Annotated in this window: 15 protein-coding genes; 3 read left to right on the top strand and 12 right to left on the bottom strand. The window is 63.6% G+C overall.

Annotated features, from left to right (window positions below; genetic code table 11):
* Positions 1 to 5: 5 nt before the first annotated feature.
* From ACFWHR_RS10930 to ACFWHR_RS10900, 7 genes are all read right to left on the bottom strand, one after another.
* Entirely contained in the window at positions 6 to 218 is a 213-nt protein-coding gene (locus tag ACFWHR_RS10930) for a hypothetical protein (RefSeq protein WP_382448336.1), read from the bottom strand.
* 56 nt (positions 219 to 274) lie between these two features.
* Positions 275 to 1,522, bottom strand: coding sequence for a glutamate-5-semialdehyde dehydrogenase (locus ACFWHR_RS10925; RefSeq protein ID WP_382448335.1), 1,248 nt, complete (start codon positions 1,520 to 1,522; stop codon positions 275 to 277).
* A 33-nt stretch (positions 1,523 to 1,555) separates the two neighbouring features.
* Positions 1,556 to 2,329 carry a glutamate 5-kinase gene (gene proB / locus ACFWHR_RS10920; RefSeq protein ID WP_382448334.1) on the bottom strand — a complete coding sequence of 258 codons (774 nt, stop codon included), beginning with the start codon at positions 2,327 to 2,329 and terminating at the stop codon, positions 1,556 to 1,558.
* The gene (obgE, locus tag ACFWHR_RS10915; protein WP_382448333.1) at positions 2,326 to 3,831 is read right to left on the bottom strand and encodes a GTPase ObgE; all 1,506 of its coding nucleotides are present in this window, start codon (positions 3,829 to 3,831) and stop codon (positions 2,326 to 2,328) included. The genes proB and obgE overlap by 4 nt, the downstream gene beginning before the upstream one ends.
* Positions 3,832 to 3,900: 69 nt before the next feature.
* Positions 3,901 to 4,155, bottom strand: coding sequence for a 50S ribosomal protein L27 (gene rpmA, locus ACFWHR_RS10910; RefSeq protein ID WP_010157307.1), 255 nt, complete (start codon positions 4,153 to 4,155; stop codon positions 3,901 to 3,903).
* A 33-nt stretch (positions 4,156 to 4,188) separates the two neighbouring features.
* Complete coding sequence (gene rplU / locus ACFWHR_RS10905; RefSeq protein WP_382448332.1) at positions 4,189 to 4,497, bottom strand: 50S ribosomal protein L21; 309 nt, start codon at positions 4,495 to 4,497, stop codon at positions 4,189 to 4,191.
* Positions 4,498 to 4,643: 146 nt separating this feature from the next.
* On the bottom strand, positions 4,644 to 7,052 hold the full coding sequence (locus ACFWHR_RS10900) for an Rne/Rng family ribonuclease (protein ID WP_382448331.1): 2,409 nt from the start codon (positions 7,050 to 7,052) through the stop codon (positions 4,644 to 4,646).
* Between the two features lie 259 nt (positions 7,053 to 7,311).
* Between ACFWHR_RS10900 and ACFWHR_RS10895 the strand changes: the two genes are divergently transcribed.
* Positions 7,312 to 7,923, top strand: a complete 612-nt coding sequence (locus ACFWHR_RS10895; protein WP_382448330.1) for a vitamin K epoxide reductase family protein — start codon at positions 7,312 to 7,314, stop codon at positions 7,921 to 7,923.
* Here the strand turns inward: ACFWHR_RS10895 and coaE are convergent.
* A complete protein-coding gene (gene coaE, locus ACFWHR_RS10890) occupies positions 7,920 to 8,522 on the bottom strand; it encodes a dephospho-CoA kinase (RefSeq protein WP_382448329.1) in 603 nt (200 codons plus the stop codon). The two genes, ACFWHR_RS10895 and coaE, sit on opposite strands and share 4 nt — an antisense overlap.
* A gap of 49 nt (positions 8,523 to 8,571) precedes the next feature.
* On the opposite strand from coaE, the gene ACFWHR_RS10885 reads away from it, so the two are divergent.
* Complete coding sequence (locus tag ACFWHR_RS10885) at positions 8,572 to 9,186, top strand: DUF4126 domain-containing protein (protein ID WP_382448328.1); 615 nt, start codon at positions 8,572 to 8,574, stop codon at positions 9,184 to 9,186.
* A 190-nt stretch (positions 9,187 to 9,376) separates the two neighbouring features.
* On the opposite strand, the gene rpsA is transcribed toward ACFWHR_RS10885, so the two are convergent.
* On the bottom strand, positions 9,377 to 10,822 hold the full coding sequence (gene rpsA / locus ACFWHR_RS10880) for a 30S ribosomal protein S1 (RefSeq protein WP_382448327.1): 1,446 nt from the start codon (positions 10,820 to 10,822) through the stop codon (positions 9,377 to 9,379).
* Between the two features lie 173 nt (positions 10,823 to 10,995).
* Entirely contained in the window at positions 10,996 to 13,623 is a 2,628-nt protein-coding gene (gene polA, locus ACFWHR_RS10875) for a DNA polymerase I (protein ID WP_382448704.1), read from the bottom strand.
* 115 nt (positions 13,624 to 13,738) lie between these two features.
* On the opposite strand from polA, the gene ACFWHR_RS10870 reads away from it, so the two are divergent.
* Complete coding sequence (locus tag ACFWHR_RS10870; protein ID WP_382448326.1) at positions 13,739 to 14,191, top strand: hotdog fold thioesterase; 453 nt, start codon at positions 13,739 to 13,741, stop codon at positions 14,189 to 14,191.
* 185 nt (positions 14,192 to 14,376) lie between these two features.
* On the opposite strand, the gene ACFWHR_RS10865 is transcribed toward ACFWHR_RS10870, so the two are convergent.
* Together ACFWHR_RS10865 and ACFWHR_RS10860 are read right to left on the bottom strand one after the other, a co-directional pair.
* Positions 14,377 to 14,985 carry an ANTAR domain-containing response regulator gene (locus tag ACFWHR_RS10865; protein ID WP_382448325.1) on the bottom strand — a complete coding sequence of 203 codons (609 nt, stop codon included), beginning with the start codon at positions 14,983 to 14,985 and terminating at the stop codon, positions 14,377 to 14,379.
* Between the two features lie 46 nt (positions 14,986 to 15,031).
* Positions 15,032 to 15,199, bottom strand: a complete 168-nt coding sequence (locus tag ACFWHR_RS10860; protein ID WP_382448324.1) for a hypothetical protein — start codon at positions 15,197 to 15,199, stop codon at positions 15,032 to 15,034.
* Positions 15,200 to 15,347: the final 148 nt, after the last annotated feature.

The following is a 15,347-nucleotide window of genomic DNA, read 5'->3' as shown; positions in this document are numbered from 1 at the left end:
CTCTCTCAGTGGTGAGTGGCTGCGCCGTGCTCGCGAGCGTAGGCCTCAGCCTTCGCGGCGTGACGGTTGGCGACATCGCGGAATGAGAAGGTCACTGCGGCAAGCACGGTGAACGCCGCGAAGACGATGATGCCAAAGACGACGGCCGGGAACGGCAGCTCATTGACGACGTGGTGCCCCTCTTCGGCGGCAGCTGCGATCGTGGCAAGAAGTGACATTGGGGTCCCCTGCATTCGTTACGGTTGGTGGTACCGAACCAGTGTATCTGGTTCGGTTAGCGGATTTGGCCAGCGCCGCGCACGAGCCACTTGGTGCTCGTGAGCTCCGCGAGGCCCATGGGACCGCGCGCGTGGAGTTTCTGTGTCGAGATGCCAACTTCGGCTCCAAAGCCAAACTCGCCACCGTCGGTGAAGCGCGTCGAAGCGTTCACCATGACGACCGCCGAGTCGACCTCAGCGAGGAACCGCTCAGCATTCGCGTAGTCCTGCGTCACGATCGACTCGGTGTGGTGAGTTGAGTAGCGCTCGATGTGCGCAATTGCCTCGTCAACCGAATCCACGACCTTGACGCCCATTTCAAGGGCGAGATGCTCGGTCGCCCACGTTTCGTCTGTCGCAGGCGCGACGCGTGAGTCGAGGTCAGTCGTGGCGGCGTCGCCACTGAGTGACACGTCGGCTACCCGCAGGGCCTCTGTGAGTCGCGGCAGCAACCGCTCGGCGGCATCGCGGTGCACCAGCAGCGTCTCGGCCGCGTTACAGACGCTCGGGCGGTGCGTCTTTGCGTTGAGCACGATGTCGACGGCCATGTCGCTATCGGCCGTCGCATCTACGAACACGTGCACGATCCCGGATCCTGTCTCGATCACGGGTACGGTCGATTCGTTGACCACGGTCGAAATCAGACCGGCGCTGCCGCGAGGGATCAGCACGTCGACATACCCGCGAGCACGCATCAGTCGAGCAGCGCCATCACGCCCAAACGGATCGATGGTCTGCACGGCGTCGCCCGCGAGCCCGGCGCTCGTAATCGCGTCCTGAATCAGCCCGACGAGCACCTCGTTGGTCAATTCAGCCGCGCTTCCGCCGCGCAACACGACGCCGTTGCCGCTCTTCAGTGCGAGAGCCGCAATATCGACGGTCACGTTCGGGCGCGCCTCGTAAATAGCGCCAATCACGCCGAACGGCACACGCACCTGGCTGATCCCGATGCCGTTCGCCAGCGTACTTCCGCGCACTACCTGCCCAATCGGGTCGGGCAGTGCAATAAGCTCTCGCACGGCCGCGGCCAGGCCTCGTACCCGCCCGTCGTCGAGCCGCAAACGGTCGAGTAGCCCTGAGCCGATGTTGTTAGCTTCGCCTCTGGCGAGATCCTGAGCGTTTGCCTCGACAATTGCCGGCACAGCATTCTCGAGCGCCTGAGCGATCGCCTCGAGAGCGGCATTCTTCGCGGCCGTCGTAGCGGTGGCGAGCGTACGTGCAGAGTCGCGTGCGCGCTCGAGGCGCTCAAGAAAGGCATCTGACATACGGTCAGCCTAGCGTGAGTGTGCCGCCGGGAATCAGTGCTGTGCGACGAATCGCGTGCCATGATCGGCACCGTCAAGCACGGCTGCAAACAAGCGCGTCTCCGTGAGGAGCACCGTCGCACCAGCGTCGGCGGCAAGCCGTGCGGCTTGCACCTTGGTCGACGCGCCACCGGTGCCCCAACCCGACTGGCTCTCACCGATCTCGATACCGTCGAGCGGGTCCCCGTAGGCGACCTCGGCAATGCGCGTCGCGCCGGGCAGCATCGGCGGGGCCGTGTACAACGCGTCGACGTCTGAAAGCAGCACGAGGCGATCCGCGTCGACGAGGCGCGCAACGAGCGCCGCAAGCCGGTCGTTGTCACCGAAACGAATCTCGTGCGTCGCTACCGTGTCGTTCTCATTGATGATCGGCAAGATGCCGAGCTGTAGCAGCCGCTCGAGAGCCCGTTTCGCGTTGTCACGGTGCGTCGGGTTCTCAATGTCTTGTGCCGTCAATAGCACCTGCCCAGCAATAATCTCGTGAGTGGTCAGGGCGCGCTGATAGCGGTTGACGAGAATGTTCTGGCCGACTGCCGCGGCCGCCTGCTGCGTCGCGAGATCTTCTGGACGCTCGTCTAAGCGCAGAAATGGAACGCCGGTAGCAATCGCGCCGCTGGACACGAGGATCACTTGCGCGCCCGCTGCGTGCAGCCGCGCAAGCGATGCAACGAGGTTCGGGATTTGAGTAGCGTTCTCGCCACTCACCGAGGATGAGCCGACTTTCACGACGACCCGCCGAGCCGCAAGCAGCTCAGCGCCGTGCGTCACGACTGATCCTTCCAGAGCCCCGCCTTCCGCTCGCGCTCAAGTTCAGCACGTGCCTCGGCCTTGGCGTCCATCATGCCGTGGTACTCCACGCGACGCTCGTTGTTCGTTCGTCGATCGTTCGGATCAACGCGCAGATCGGAACCGCGCGCACCCATCTGCACCTCAGCCGCACTCGTCATCGTCGGCTCCCAGTCGAACACGACGCCAGCGCCCGGCCCAATAACGACCGTCGAACCGGCGACTGCGCCAGCCTTCACGAGCGCGTCCTCAATGCCGATCTTTTGCAGTCGATCGGCGAGGTATCCCACTGCCTCGTCGTTCTTGAAATCCGTCTGCTCGACCCAGCGCTCGGGCTTCACACCCAGAATGCGGTAGATGGTGCCGTAGCTGCCACCCTCGGGCACGACACGATAGCCGCTGTCGTTGACGGGCTTCGGCTTGAGCACGATGCGCTCCTGCACCGGCTCCTCGTCGATACGACGCTGACGCTCTGCCTCGACCAGTTCCGCGAGTGCGAAACCGAGTTCGCGCAGCCCCTCATGGGAAACCGTAGAAATCTCGAAGACGCGGTACCCCTGAGCCTCTAGCTCTGGGCGGACGAACTCAGCGAGCTCACGCCCCTCGGGCACGTCGATCTTGTTCAGCGCGATGAGCTGCGGGCGCTCGAGCAGCGGAGTCTGCCCCTCGGGTACGGGATACGCAGCAAGCTCAGCCTTGATCACTTCAAGGTCAGAGAGCGGATCGCGACCGGGATCGAGTGTCGCGCAGTCGAGCACGTGCAAGAGCGCGCTGCACCGCTCAACGTGGCGCAGGAAGTCGAGCCCGAGGCCCTTCCCCTCGCTCGCGCCCTCGATCAGCCCGGGAACATCGGCCACCGTGAAGCGGTGGTCAGCGACCTGCACGACGCCGAGGTTCGGGTGTAGCGTCGTGAACGGGTAGTCAGCGATCTTCGGCTTCGCAGCGCTCATGGCCGCGATCAGGCTCGACTTGCCAGCAGACGGGTAGCCCACGAGTGCGACGTCTGCGATCGTCTTGAGCTCGAGCGTCAGCGTCCCTGACCAGCCCTCGGTCCCCAGCAGCGCGAAACCGGGCGCTTTGCGCTTCGTGCTCGCGAGGGCGAGGTTACCGAGACCGCCTACGCCGCCCTTCGCCGCGATGAAGCGGGTACCGGGCTCCGTGAGATCGATCAGAGTCTCCCCCGCTTCGTCCTTCACGACGGTACCGACCGGCACGGGCAGTACGAGCTCTGCTCCATTAATTCCCGCGCGGTAGTCGCCCGCCCCGTAGCCGCCATTCTCGGCGGTGCGATGCGGCCGACGGTGGTAATCGAGCAGGGTGGTCACCTGCGGATCAGCAACAAGCACCACGTCTCCACCGTGCCCGCCGGCACCCCCATCGGGGCCCGCGAGCGGCTTGAACTTCTCGCGACGAACCGACACGCAGCCGTTTCCGCCGCGGCCTGATTGGACGTGCACTTGCACTTGATCGACGAACGTGACCATTACTGAATTCCCTGCCCTAGATACGGCAAAAGGCGAGCCGAAGCCCGCCTCGCCGTTGAATGCCTGAAGTTAGGCTGCGGCCACGATGTTGACGACCTTGCGGCCGCCCTTCGCACCGAACTCGACCGCGCCCGCTGCAAGAGCGAACAGGGTGTCGTCGCCGCCACGGCCGACATTTGCGCCGGGGTGGAAGTGTGTTCCACGCTGACGGACGATGATTTCGCCTGCGTTCACCTGCTGACCGCCGAAACGCTTCACGCCGAGGCGCTGCGCGTTCGAATCGCGGCCGTTGCGGGTGGAGCTGGCGCCCTTCTTATGTGCCATGAGTCTCTACTCCTTGAATCGTATTCGAAGCGATTACTTGATGCCGGTGACCTTGAGGCGCGTCAGATCCTGACGGTGCCCCTGGCGGCTCTTGTAACCGGTCTTGTTCTTGTAACGCTGGATCACGATCTTCGGGCCGCGGAGGTCGTTGAGAACCTCAGCGGTCACGGTGACCTTGGCCAGCGCGGCGGCATCGGTGGTCACCTGGTCGCCGTCGACGAGAAGCACCGCGGGAAGCTCAAGCTTGCCCTTGGCGTCGCCCGAAACACGGTTGACGGTGATGATCGAGCCGACCTCGACCTTTTCCTGACGTCCGCTTGTGCGCACTACTGCGTAAACCACTTCATACCCTTTTCTCGAGGATCGCCTTGCGTGTCGAACCGCAGCGCCGCCGCGATCGAAGCTTGTGTTCGCCACCCCAAAGAGTGGCACCAACGGTCAATATTATCTCGAAGCACCGATTTTGGTCAAATAGGCGCCCCCGCGTGTCATGATCGCGTTGAACTTCGGCGCTGCGCCGTGGCGTCGAGCGCCTCCGCGAGCGCCAGTTGCGCAGCCTGCTTCGGGTCGATCGCGTCGCTCCCGGCGGCCTCTGTAGCGTCCCCGTCAGCGCCCGCTCCCCGCTGGACATCGGCGCCACCGCGGCCCTGAACCGTGGACACACGGCGATTTCGCGCGCGGCCGTTCCCGGCCGCCGGAGCATCGGGGAGCGCATCAAGCACAGAATCGAGAAGCCCGCCACCGGTCGCAGCGGGTTCTGAGCGTTCGCTGCGAGCCTCAGAGGTTCGTGGCGCGCGCTCGGTGCGTGACTGCGCCCGGCCTGTCACACGAGGCTCCTCACGCGCACTCGAGGGAGCATCTGTGGCGTGCGTAGCGGGCATGTGAACCTCGCGACCAGACTCTACAGAGTCAGCCGCTTCGCGAAGTACCTGTGCCAACTCGTCGCGCTCGGGCGCCTTCGTCGTGTGCAGCGTAGAGGCCGCGACCTGAGCGAGCATGTTCTTCGCGCCGTCGGTGATCGCGTGGGTCTGCGCCTTCGCGTCCGATTGCTGGTGCTGCTGCTGAGGCGGCTGCGGGTGCTGCTGTTGGCCCTTGCTGCGCTTCGAGCCGCGCGCCGGTGCATCACTGCGATGGTGCTTGCCCACCGGTTCGTGATGCACAATGACGCCGCGACCCGCGCAGACATCGCAGGGCTCGCTGAACGACTCGAGCAGGCCGAGACCGAGCTTCTTGCGAGTCATCTGCACGAGGCCCAGAGAGGTGACTTCGGCGACCTGGTGCTTCGTGCGGTCACGACTCAGGCACTCGACCATCCGCCGGAGGACGAGATCACGGTTCGACTCGAGCACCATGTCGATGAAGTCGACGACGATGATGCCGCCGATGTCGCGCAGACGCAACTGGCGCACGATTTCTTCGGCGGCTTCGAGGTTGTTCTTCGTGACCGTCTCTTCGAGGTTGCCTCCCGAGCCAACGAACTTACCGGTGTTGACGTCAACCACCGTCATCGCTTCGGTGCGATCGATGACGAGCGAACCGCCCGACGGCAGCCAGACCTTGCGGTCGAGTGCCTTGGCGATCTGTTCGGTGACGCGGTACTCGTCGAAGATGTCGCGCTCTGCATCGTACTGTTCGACTCGCTCGAGCAGGTCCGGCGCCACCTGGGAAAGATAGTTCTCAATCGTGCCGTAGGTATCCGCGCCCGAGATCGTCAGGCGGTGGAAATCTTCATTGAAGACATCACGCACGATCTTGATCAGCATGTCGGGCTCGGAGTGCAGCAGCACGGGGCCGCCGCCCTTCTCGACGCGCTTCTGGATCGACTCCCACTGGCGCGTGAGGCGCTGCACATCGTGGGTCAGCTGATCCTCACTCGCACCCTCAGCCGCAGTGCGCACGATCACGCCCGCGCCGTTCGGAAGCACCTCTTTGAGAATCTTCTTCAGACGCGCACGCTCAGTGTCCGGCAGCTTGCGCGAAATGCCATTCATGGCGCCACCCGGAACGTACACCAGGAAGCGACCCGGCAGCGAGATCTGACTCGTCAGGCGTGCACCCTTGTGACCTACGGGATCTTTCGTAACCTGGACGAGCACCTGATCGCCCGGCTTTAGAGCGTTCTCGATGCGGCGTGCAGTGTTGCCGCCCTCGAACTCAGACCAGTCGACCTCGCCCGAGTACAGCACGGCGTTGCGACCGCGGCCGATATCAACAAATGCGGCTTCCATGCTCGGCAGCACATTCTGCACGCGACCGAGGTAGACATTACCGATCAGCGAGTTCTCGCTGGAGCGCGCGACGTAGTGCTCCACGAGCACCTTGTCTTCGAGCACACCGATCTGCACGCGATCTGCGGTCGTGCGCACGATCATTTCGCGATCGACAGACTCGCGCCGAGCAAGAAACTCTGACTCGGTGATGACGACGCGGCGGCGACCAGCATCACGACCGTCGCGACGGCGCTGCTTCTTTGCTTCGAGCCGCGTCGAGCCCTTCACCTTTTGCGGTTCAGTGATGACGGGGGCCTGACGCTGCTGACGACGCGGCGCCTCTTCCTCTTGCGCAGCTTCGACGGGCTGTCGGCGGCGGTTGCGACGCTGCGACGCTGCCGAATCGCGATCTTCGCCTGAATCGTCGCGCGAGAACCGCTCATCGAGCAGGTCGTCGAGCTGACGCAACTCAGCTGGCCGAAAGTCGACGCGGCGCGGTCGAGGCGCAATTGGGGGCACGTCGGGCGCGAGGAAGATAAGTCGCGTAGTTGCGCGGAAGCGTTCCTCAGGCGTCATATCTGCGAGGGGCAGGATCAGCTGCGGCTCGTTCGGCTTCGTCGCTACCTCAGGCGCTGCACCCTCGGGCTGTTCGTTGTCGTGCTGTTCTGTAGCTGTGTCATTCACCATTCCTGGTGTCTCCTCTACCCCGGGAGAATGCGCATTCCCCTGAGGTTGCTCATCGTGCGGTGTGAACCGCAAATCCTGTTCTCCGCGAGTTGATCCACTCGCGCTCGGTCGCTCTTGGACCGGTGAAGGCCTTCGACCTTCAAAAGACTGTGCGTGCGATGCGCCTGTTCGGCGCTCCGTACCCACTCCATTATGTCATGACACCCCCTGAGCGTGTGGTTGCGGTTGAACTCGCAGCTGTCCCCAGTAGGATCGCGTCATGAGTTCCGAGCTCCGCGCTTCTTCGCGGCCCGTCGCCTTCGCGCTGTTCACCGTTATCGCCGGCGCGGTCGGCTGGTTTGCGTCATTTGAGCTCCTCACGGAGTACATCAAGACGCTGCAGAACCCGGATTACATCCCGAACTGCTCGGTGAGCATTTTGGTGACGTGCGGCCCGAACATGGCTTCGTGGCAGGGCGCACTGCTCGGCTTCAGCAACACGATCATTGGCGTTGCGGCGTTTGTCGCACCAATCGCGGTCGGCGTCGCACTACTCGCCGGGGCGCGCTTCGCGTCGTGGTTCTGGGCGCTGTATCAGGTCGGTCTTCTCGGCGGATTTGTGCTCATTAGCTGGCTCTTCACGCAGAGCGTGTTCGTGCTCGGCACGCTGTGCCCGTGGTGCATGGTCGTGTGGACAGTGACCATCCCGCTGTTCTGGGTGACGCTGTTCCGTCCCTACGCCGTCGGTGACATCAAGACCTCACCCGGCGCGCAGCGGTTCTTCGGTCGCGCCTACGCCTGGAGCTGGGTCATCATTCTCGTCTGCTACGCAGCGATCGCGTTTATTGCTCAGCTGCAGCTCGACTGGATCGCCGAGTTCAACCGCGGCTAATGAGCCGTGAGGCGTTTCCAGAGGCGGTCTACCTGTGCGAGCGTGTCGGATTCGCTCCCTGACGTGTCGATCACGACGTCGGCAATGGCGCGTCGCGCGGCGTCGCTAGCCTGCCGCGCGATTCGCTGACGGGCGTCAGCCTCTGTCATGCCGCGCAACCTCACCATGCGTTCGACCCGGGTGTCTTCGTCGGCTTCTGCAACCACCACGAGGTCCCACGCTTCATCACGGGCGGCGGTTTCCACGAGCAACGGCACCTCGTAGACCACGATCGCTTCGGGATCGGCGGCTGTCACCGCGGCAACGCGCTCCGCAAAGAGCCTGCGCACCTCAGGGTGCACGATGGCGTTGAGGTCTGCGAGCGCGGCAGCATCTCCGAACACCACCGCACCAAGTGCGGCTCGGTCAAGAGAGCCGTCAGCGTTGAGGAGCTCCGCACCGAAGCGAGCTACGACACGGTCAAGGCCGGGCGATCCGGGAGCGACGGCCTCGCGCGCAAGCACGTCGGCGTCGAGTCGCACCGCCCCGAGCGCTGCCAGCCGACTGCCGATCGTCGATTTGCCCGCCGCGATACCACCCGTGAGACCGATGAGTTGCATGGGTGTCAGCTTATCCGTCGGCCCCGTAGGCTGAGTGCAGGAGGCACACATGATCGAGATCATCACCGGGGTCGTGCTGGCCGCGTCGGCCGGACTCAACGCCTATATTCCGCTGCTCGGTCTCGGCCTGCTATCGCGGTTTACTGAGTGGGTGGCACTTCCGGCCGGGTGGACGTGGATCGAAAACGAATGGTGCCTGGGCATCCTGGGTGTACTGCTCATCATTGAGATGTTCGTGGACAAGGTTCCGGCACTCGATTCGATCAACGATGTGCTGCACACTGTCATTCGACCAGCCTCAGGCGGCATGGTGTTTGCCGCAGGTGCGGGAAGCAGCACGGTGGCGGTGTCTGACCCCGCTGCGTTCATCTCGTCGGCGCAGGTGTGGCCGGTCGTGGTGGGTATCGGAATTGCACTCGTACCCCACGTGCTCAAGGCTGTTGCCCGGCCAATTTTGAATGTGCTCACCGCTGGGGCGGGTGCCGCGATCTCTAGCACGATTGAAGACATCGACGCCGTGGTGCTCACCATTCTGGCGATGGTCGCACCGATCATCGCGCTCGTCGTGCTCGGCGTCGTCATCTTCATGCTCGTGCGCAGGCTGCGCCGGGCGCTCCGTGAGCGGCGCGAGCGCCGCCTTGCTGCCGTTCAACCAGCGTTCTAGCGGTTTCGCGGGTCGCTGGCCAGCTTGCCCGCGCCGCGCCGCAAGCTCGCCTCTGGTGCATCGCCTGCACTGCAACACCTCCGCATGAAAGCTTCCGCGTGCAACACCTCCGCTTGCAACGCCTCCGCCTGCAACGCCGAAGGCCCGGCTCCCGAAATGGGAACCGGGCCTTCGGGCCAAACGGTGAGGGTTAGTTGCCCTCGAGCTGAGCCTTCAGCGCTGCGAGTGCAGCGTCGTCGGCCAGCGCACCGGCCGAAGCCGAATCGCTTGAGAAGGTCGACGAGGGTGCATCAGCGGCGGGCGCAGCTGCGACCTCCGCGAGCATCGCAGCGACCTGCTTCTTGTGTGCTTCCCAACGCTCCTGAGCTGCGGAGTACTCGAGCTCCCACTTCTCGCGCTGCGAGTCGAAGCCTTCCTTCCACTCCTGCGTCTCGGGGTCGAAGCCGTCGGGGTACTTGTACTCGCCGTTCTCGTCGTACTCCGTGGTCATGCCGTAGAGCGCGGGATCGAACTCGGTGCCCTCGGGATCGACGCCCTCGTTAGCCTGCTTGAGGCTCAGCGAGATGCGGCGACGCTCGAGATCGATGTCGATGATCTTGACGAAGACCTCCTGGCCGGCCTGAACGACCTGCTCAGCGAGCTCGACGTGCTGACCCGACAGCTCCGAGATGTGCACGAGGCCCTCGATGCCGTCTGCAACGCGCACGAATGCACCGAAGGGAACGAGCTTGGTGACGACGCCCGGTGCGATCTGGCCGATCGCGTGGGTGCGTGCGAATACCTGCCACGGGTCTTCCTGCGTTGCCTTGAGCGACAGCGAGACGCGCTCGCGATCGAGCTCGACGGAAAGCACCTCGACGGTGACTTCCTGGCCGACCTCGACGACGTCGGAGGCGTGCTCGATGTGCTTCCAGGAGAGCTCGGAGACGTGCACGAGGCCGTCAACGCCGCCCAGGTCAACGAACGCACCGAAGTTGACGATCGACGAGATGACACCCTTGCGGACCTGGCCGGGCTTGAGCTCGGCGAGGAACGACGAGCGAGTAGCCGACTGGGTCTCTTCGAGCAGCGCGCGGCGCGAAAGCACCACGTTGTTGCGGTTCTTGTCGAGCTCGAGAATCTTCGCCTCGATCTCCTGACCCAGGTACGGGGTCAGATCGCGAACGCGGCGCAGCTCGATGAGCGATGCCGGAAGGAAGCCGCGGAGCCCGATGTCAACGATGAGGCCACCCTTGACGACCTCGATGACGGTGCCGGTGACGACGCCCTCGTTCTCCTTGATCTTCTCCACATCGCCCCAAGCGCGCTCGTACTGAGCACGCTTCTTGGACAGGATGAGGCGACCTTCCTTGTCCTCCTTCTGGAGCACGAGTGCCTCAACGGAGTCGCCGACCTCGACAACCTCACCGGGGTCGACGTCGTGCTTGATGGACAGCTCGCGCGAGGGAATGACGCCCTCGGTCTTGTACCCGACGTCGAGGAGAACCTCGTCGCGGTCAATCTTCACTACGGTGCCTTCGATGAGGTCGCCGTCGTTGAAGAACTTCAGGGTCGATTCGACCGCTGCAAGGAAGTCTTCGGCCGAGCCGATGTCGTTTACTGCGACCTGCTTGCGTTCGGTCGTTGCGTTCGTCATGTAATTGGTCTCCAGAATGGACAGGGTATTCAGGCGGAAGCGCGCCGGTTTCGGCGGAATCTGAGTGAACCTCAGCGCTCCCACGTGTGGACATGGTTGAGTCGCCACAGATGTGACACTTCATACTACCCCGGGAACACGCCCGGGATCAATCGCGAAACACGCGGGCGCGTTTAGTGCGCGGCAGCGTTCCAGTTCGCGCCGTGACCCACCTGCACCTCGAGCGGAACGGACAGGTCAGCGGCGCCGGCCATCTCCTCACGCACGATCTTCTCGAGCGCGTCCCACTCCCCCTCGGCGACCTCGAACATGAGCTCATCGTGGATTTGCAGGAGCATGCGAGACGACAACTGAGCCTCGCGCATGCGCCGCTCGACCTCGATCATTGCGCGCTTGATGATGTCAGCGGCAGAGCCCTGGATCGGCGCGTTCAGCGCCGCACGCTCAGCGTTTTCACGCAGCACACGATTCGGGCTAGCTAGATCGGGGAACGGGCGGCGACGGCCATAGATGGTCTCAGTAAACATGTCGCGCTTCGCCTGGTCGACCACCGAACGGAGGTAGTCGCGCACGCCGCCGAATCGTTCAAAGTAGTCGGTCATGAGCTGCTTGGCCTCGGCCGCCGAAATGCCGAGCTGCTTCGAGAGGCCGAACGCAGAGAGGCCGTAGGCGAGCCCGTACGACATAGCCTTCACCTTTGATCGCATCTCATTTGTGACCTCTTCGGGCGTGACACCGAAGATTCGGGCGCCGACGAAGCGGTGCAGGTCTTCTCCCTCGTTGAACGCCTGAATCAGGCCGGCGTCGCCAGAGAGGTGGGCCATGATCCGCATTTCGATCTGCGAGTAGTCGGCCGTCATGAGCGTGTCGAATTCTGGGCTGTGAATGAAGCCTTCTCGGATGCGTCGCCCTTCTTCAGACCGCACCGGAATGTTCTGCAGGTTCGGGTCGGTCGAAGCGAGTCGACCCGTGCTCGAGCCGGTCTGCACGAAGGTCGTGTGAATGCGGCCGTCTGGCTCGACGGCCTTGATCAGTGTTTCGACCATCTGGCGCAGCTTGTTCGCGTCACGGTGGCCGAGCAGCGCATCGAGGAATGGGTGCGGCTGCTTCACCTGCAGGTCAGCCAGGGCCGCCGCGTCGGTCGTGTACCCGCGCTGGGTCTTCCGGGTCTTCGGCATATCGAGCTCGTCGAACAGCACCTCCTGCAGCTGCTTCGGCGACGACAGGTTCACTTCGTGACCGATTGCGTCGAATGCTTCCTGCTGCAGCTGCGCGACGCGCGCCGTGAGTTCGGCCTGGTGCGCTTCCAGAAGCGGCAAATCAATCTGCACGCCGCGGTGTTCGAGCTCAGCGAGCACCGAAACAAGCGGAAGTTCGATGTCGCGATAGATCTCGCCGGAGCGGGATTCGAACCGCTCCACCGCCGCAGCGTGAGTGCGGATCGTGTACCAGGCGAGTGTCGCCGTGTCAGCAACGCTGCCCTCCTCTGGCACCAACTGGTTCGGGTCGCCCTCGGGCACCTGTTCGCCGAGATAGCGGAAGACCGCGTCCGCAAGACTCTTCTCTGCGTTCGACGGGCGGAGCACCCACGTCGCGAGCAGGACGTCACCGGCGATACCGCTGATCGTCACACCTGCGCGACGCGCAACGGCCAGCTGCTGCTTCGAATCGTAGAACACCTTCGGTGCGTCTGACGCCAGCCACTGTTCGAAGAGCAGATAGTCGCGGCCACCCGGCTGCCAGTCAAAGCGCACGGACGCATCCGCGGTCGCGGCCCCGACCTCGTACCCACCATCGAGTTCACGGATCAGAATCGCGGGGGTGTCGACCTTCGACAGCCAGTCGGCAAGTTCTTCGTCGATCAGGTTCTTCGACTCGGGCCGTTCAGGCGCGAGCGATACCGCCGCAGCGGCCGCTGTTCCACTCGTCGGCACCTCGGCCCCAACGAGCTTGCCCACTCGCTGCAGCAGCGTACGAAACTCAAGGCGCGCGAACACCTGCTGCACGGCGGCCATGTCGACCTCGCCGCGCTTGAACTCATCAAGCTCGACGTTGAGTTCAACGTCGCGCACGAGCCGATTGAGTCGGCGATTGCGCTCGGCAAGGTGCGCGTTCTCGCGCAGGCTCTCGCCGACTTTGCCACCTATTTCGTCTTGCCTGCGGAGAATCTCTTCGAGCGAGCCAAACTGATTGATCCACTTCACCGCGGTCTTTTCGCCGACGCGCGGAATACCGGGCAGGTTGTCACTCGTCTCGCCGACGAGCGCAGCGATCTCCGGGTACTGCTCCGGTCGGATCCCGTACCGCTCCATGACCTTTTCAGCGTCGTAACGGGTGAGCTCACTCACGCCCTGCTTTGACGGGTAGAGAAGTGTGACGCGGTCGTCAACGAGCTGGATCGTGTCGCGGTCTCCGCTGACCACGAGTACCCGATAGCCCTGCTCGGCCGCACGCGTCGACAGCGTCGCGAGGATGTCGTCGGCCTCGTAATTCTCTTTTTCAATCGTGCGGATGCCCATGGCGTGGAGTGCCTCTTGCAGAAGCGGGATCTGCCCCTTGAACTCGGGCGGGGTTTCGCCACGCGTGCCCTTGTACTCGGGGTACTCCTCCGTGCGGAACGAGTGCCGCGAAATGTCGAACGCCACCGCCAACGCGTCGGGCTGCTCGTTGCTGAGCAGGTTGATCAGCATGGCGATGAAGCCGTGAATCGCGTTGGTGTGCTGCCCGGACTGCGTTTGAAAGCTGTCTACGGGAAGCGCATAGAACGCGCGAAAAGCGAGCGAGTGGCCATCAATGACCATGAGGGTAGGCTGAGTGTTCGACACGAGCCCAGCCTACAATCCGCCGCCGACATTCCCCAGGACGGCGGCGGACACATTTGCCCCGCGCGTGTCATCGACACGACGAAAGGCCACGATGACCGACCTCCACGCTACTGACCTCGACGCCGCTGCAGACACGACAGCACACGACGAACTGGCCTACATTCGCGAGCGCGGCCTCGGAGTGCTCGCCGACCGCATGGGTATTGAGGTCACGGAGTTCACCACTGATCGCGCGGTGGCCACAATGCCGGTCGAGGGCAACACGCAGCCAGTGATGCTGCTGCACGGCGGGGCGTACGTGGTACTCGGTGAAACTCTCGGGTCTATGCACGCAAACCTCCACGCACCCGAGGGGCACGTCGCAGTCGGCGTCGATATCAACGCCACGCACACGGGCTCAGCAACAGAAGGCCTCGTTACCGGCGTCTGCACCCCGATCAAGTTGGGCAGGAGCCTCACGGTGCACGAGATCGTCGTCAGCGATGCCAACGGCCGCCGGTGCTCGACCGTGCGCATCACGAACTTCTACAAGCGCGTCGCGTAGTGCGCTGGCTGGCTGGCTCGCTACCTGTTCGCTAGCAGTTTCGTGAGTTCGACGAGCCGGCAAGCGCCGCCCAGCCCCTCCAAACGCACCGAACCCCTCCCGAAACTGCGCAAGTTCGGGAGGGGTTCAGTGTCTATCAAGGGACTCGGCGCGATCGTTCCGGATCGGGCCAGCCCTCTGACCGGCTAGTCCTTTTTCGGGCCGAGCTGATCGATAATCGTCTTCGCCACGTCCTGCATCGTCAGGCGACGATCCATCGACGCCTTCTGAATCCAGCGGAACGCCTCGGGCTCGCTGAGCCCCATCTTGTCGTTGAGAATACCCTTCGCACGATCGACGAGCTTGCGAGTTTCAAAGCGCTCGGCCAGATCAGCTACTTCGCTCTCGAGCGTCACGATCTGCTGGAAACGCGAGAGCGCAATCTCGATCGCCGGGATGAGATCGGCGGGCGTGAAGGGCTTGACGACGTATGCAAGCGCGCCAGCCTCGCTCGCACGCTCGACAAGCTCGCGCTGGCTGAACGCAGTCAGCAGTACGACTGGCGCAAGATGCGTCTTGTTGATGCGTTCGGCCGCCGAGATGCCGTCGAGCTGGGGCATCTTTACGTCCATCACGACGACATCGGGGCGCAGCTCTTCGACCAGCTTCACGGCGGTTTCGCCGTCGCCAGCCTCACCGACGACCTCGAAGCCGTTATCGCGCAGGGTCTCGACGATGTCGAGGCGGATCAGGGATTCGTCTTCCGCAACAACGACGCGTCTCGGCGCGCTCGGTGCAGTGCTCTGGTCATTCACCCGTCCAGCTTACGTCATGTCTCCTGCGGATTTCCGAAAAGCAGCACTACTCAAGATTCGCCACCGGTTCGGGATCCTCGGTATCGGCTTCTCCGAACTCGGGAGCCTCCTCGTGCCCGTGCTGCACGAGGAGATCATCTTTCTCGATCGGCTGCGAAAGTGGCGCGCGGCCCTCTTCGCCGTCGGGATGCTCGCTGGTGTTGTTCATCGACATGATGCTCTCCTCTGGGTTCTGTATCTCAAATACTGAGCTCCAGTCTCTGGCACTCGCTGAAGCGGGAGGCAGGGGGTGGCACACACGCAATGATCGCCGTACCCTGTGGTCGACATGCACGAACCACGGTGCCTGACAATGACAAAGC

This window comes from Leucobacter sp. NPDC058333 (assembly GCF_042726155.1).
In the GTDB taxonomy this organism is placed as follows: Bacteria; Actinomycetota; Actinomycetes; order Actinomycetales; family Microbacteriaceae; genus Leucobacter.
This window is presented reverse-complemented; position numbering and strand designations above follow the sequence as displayed.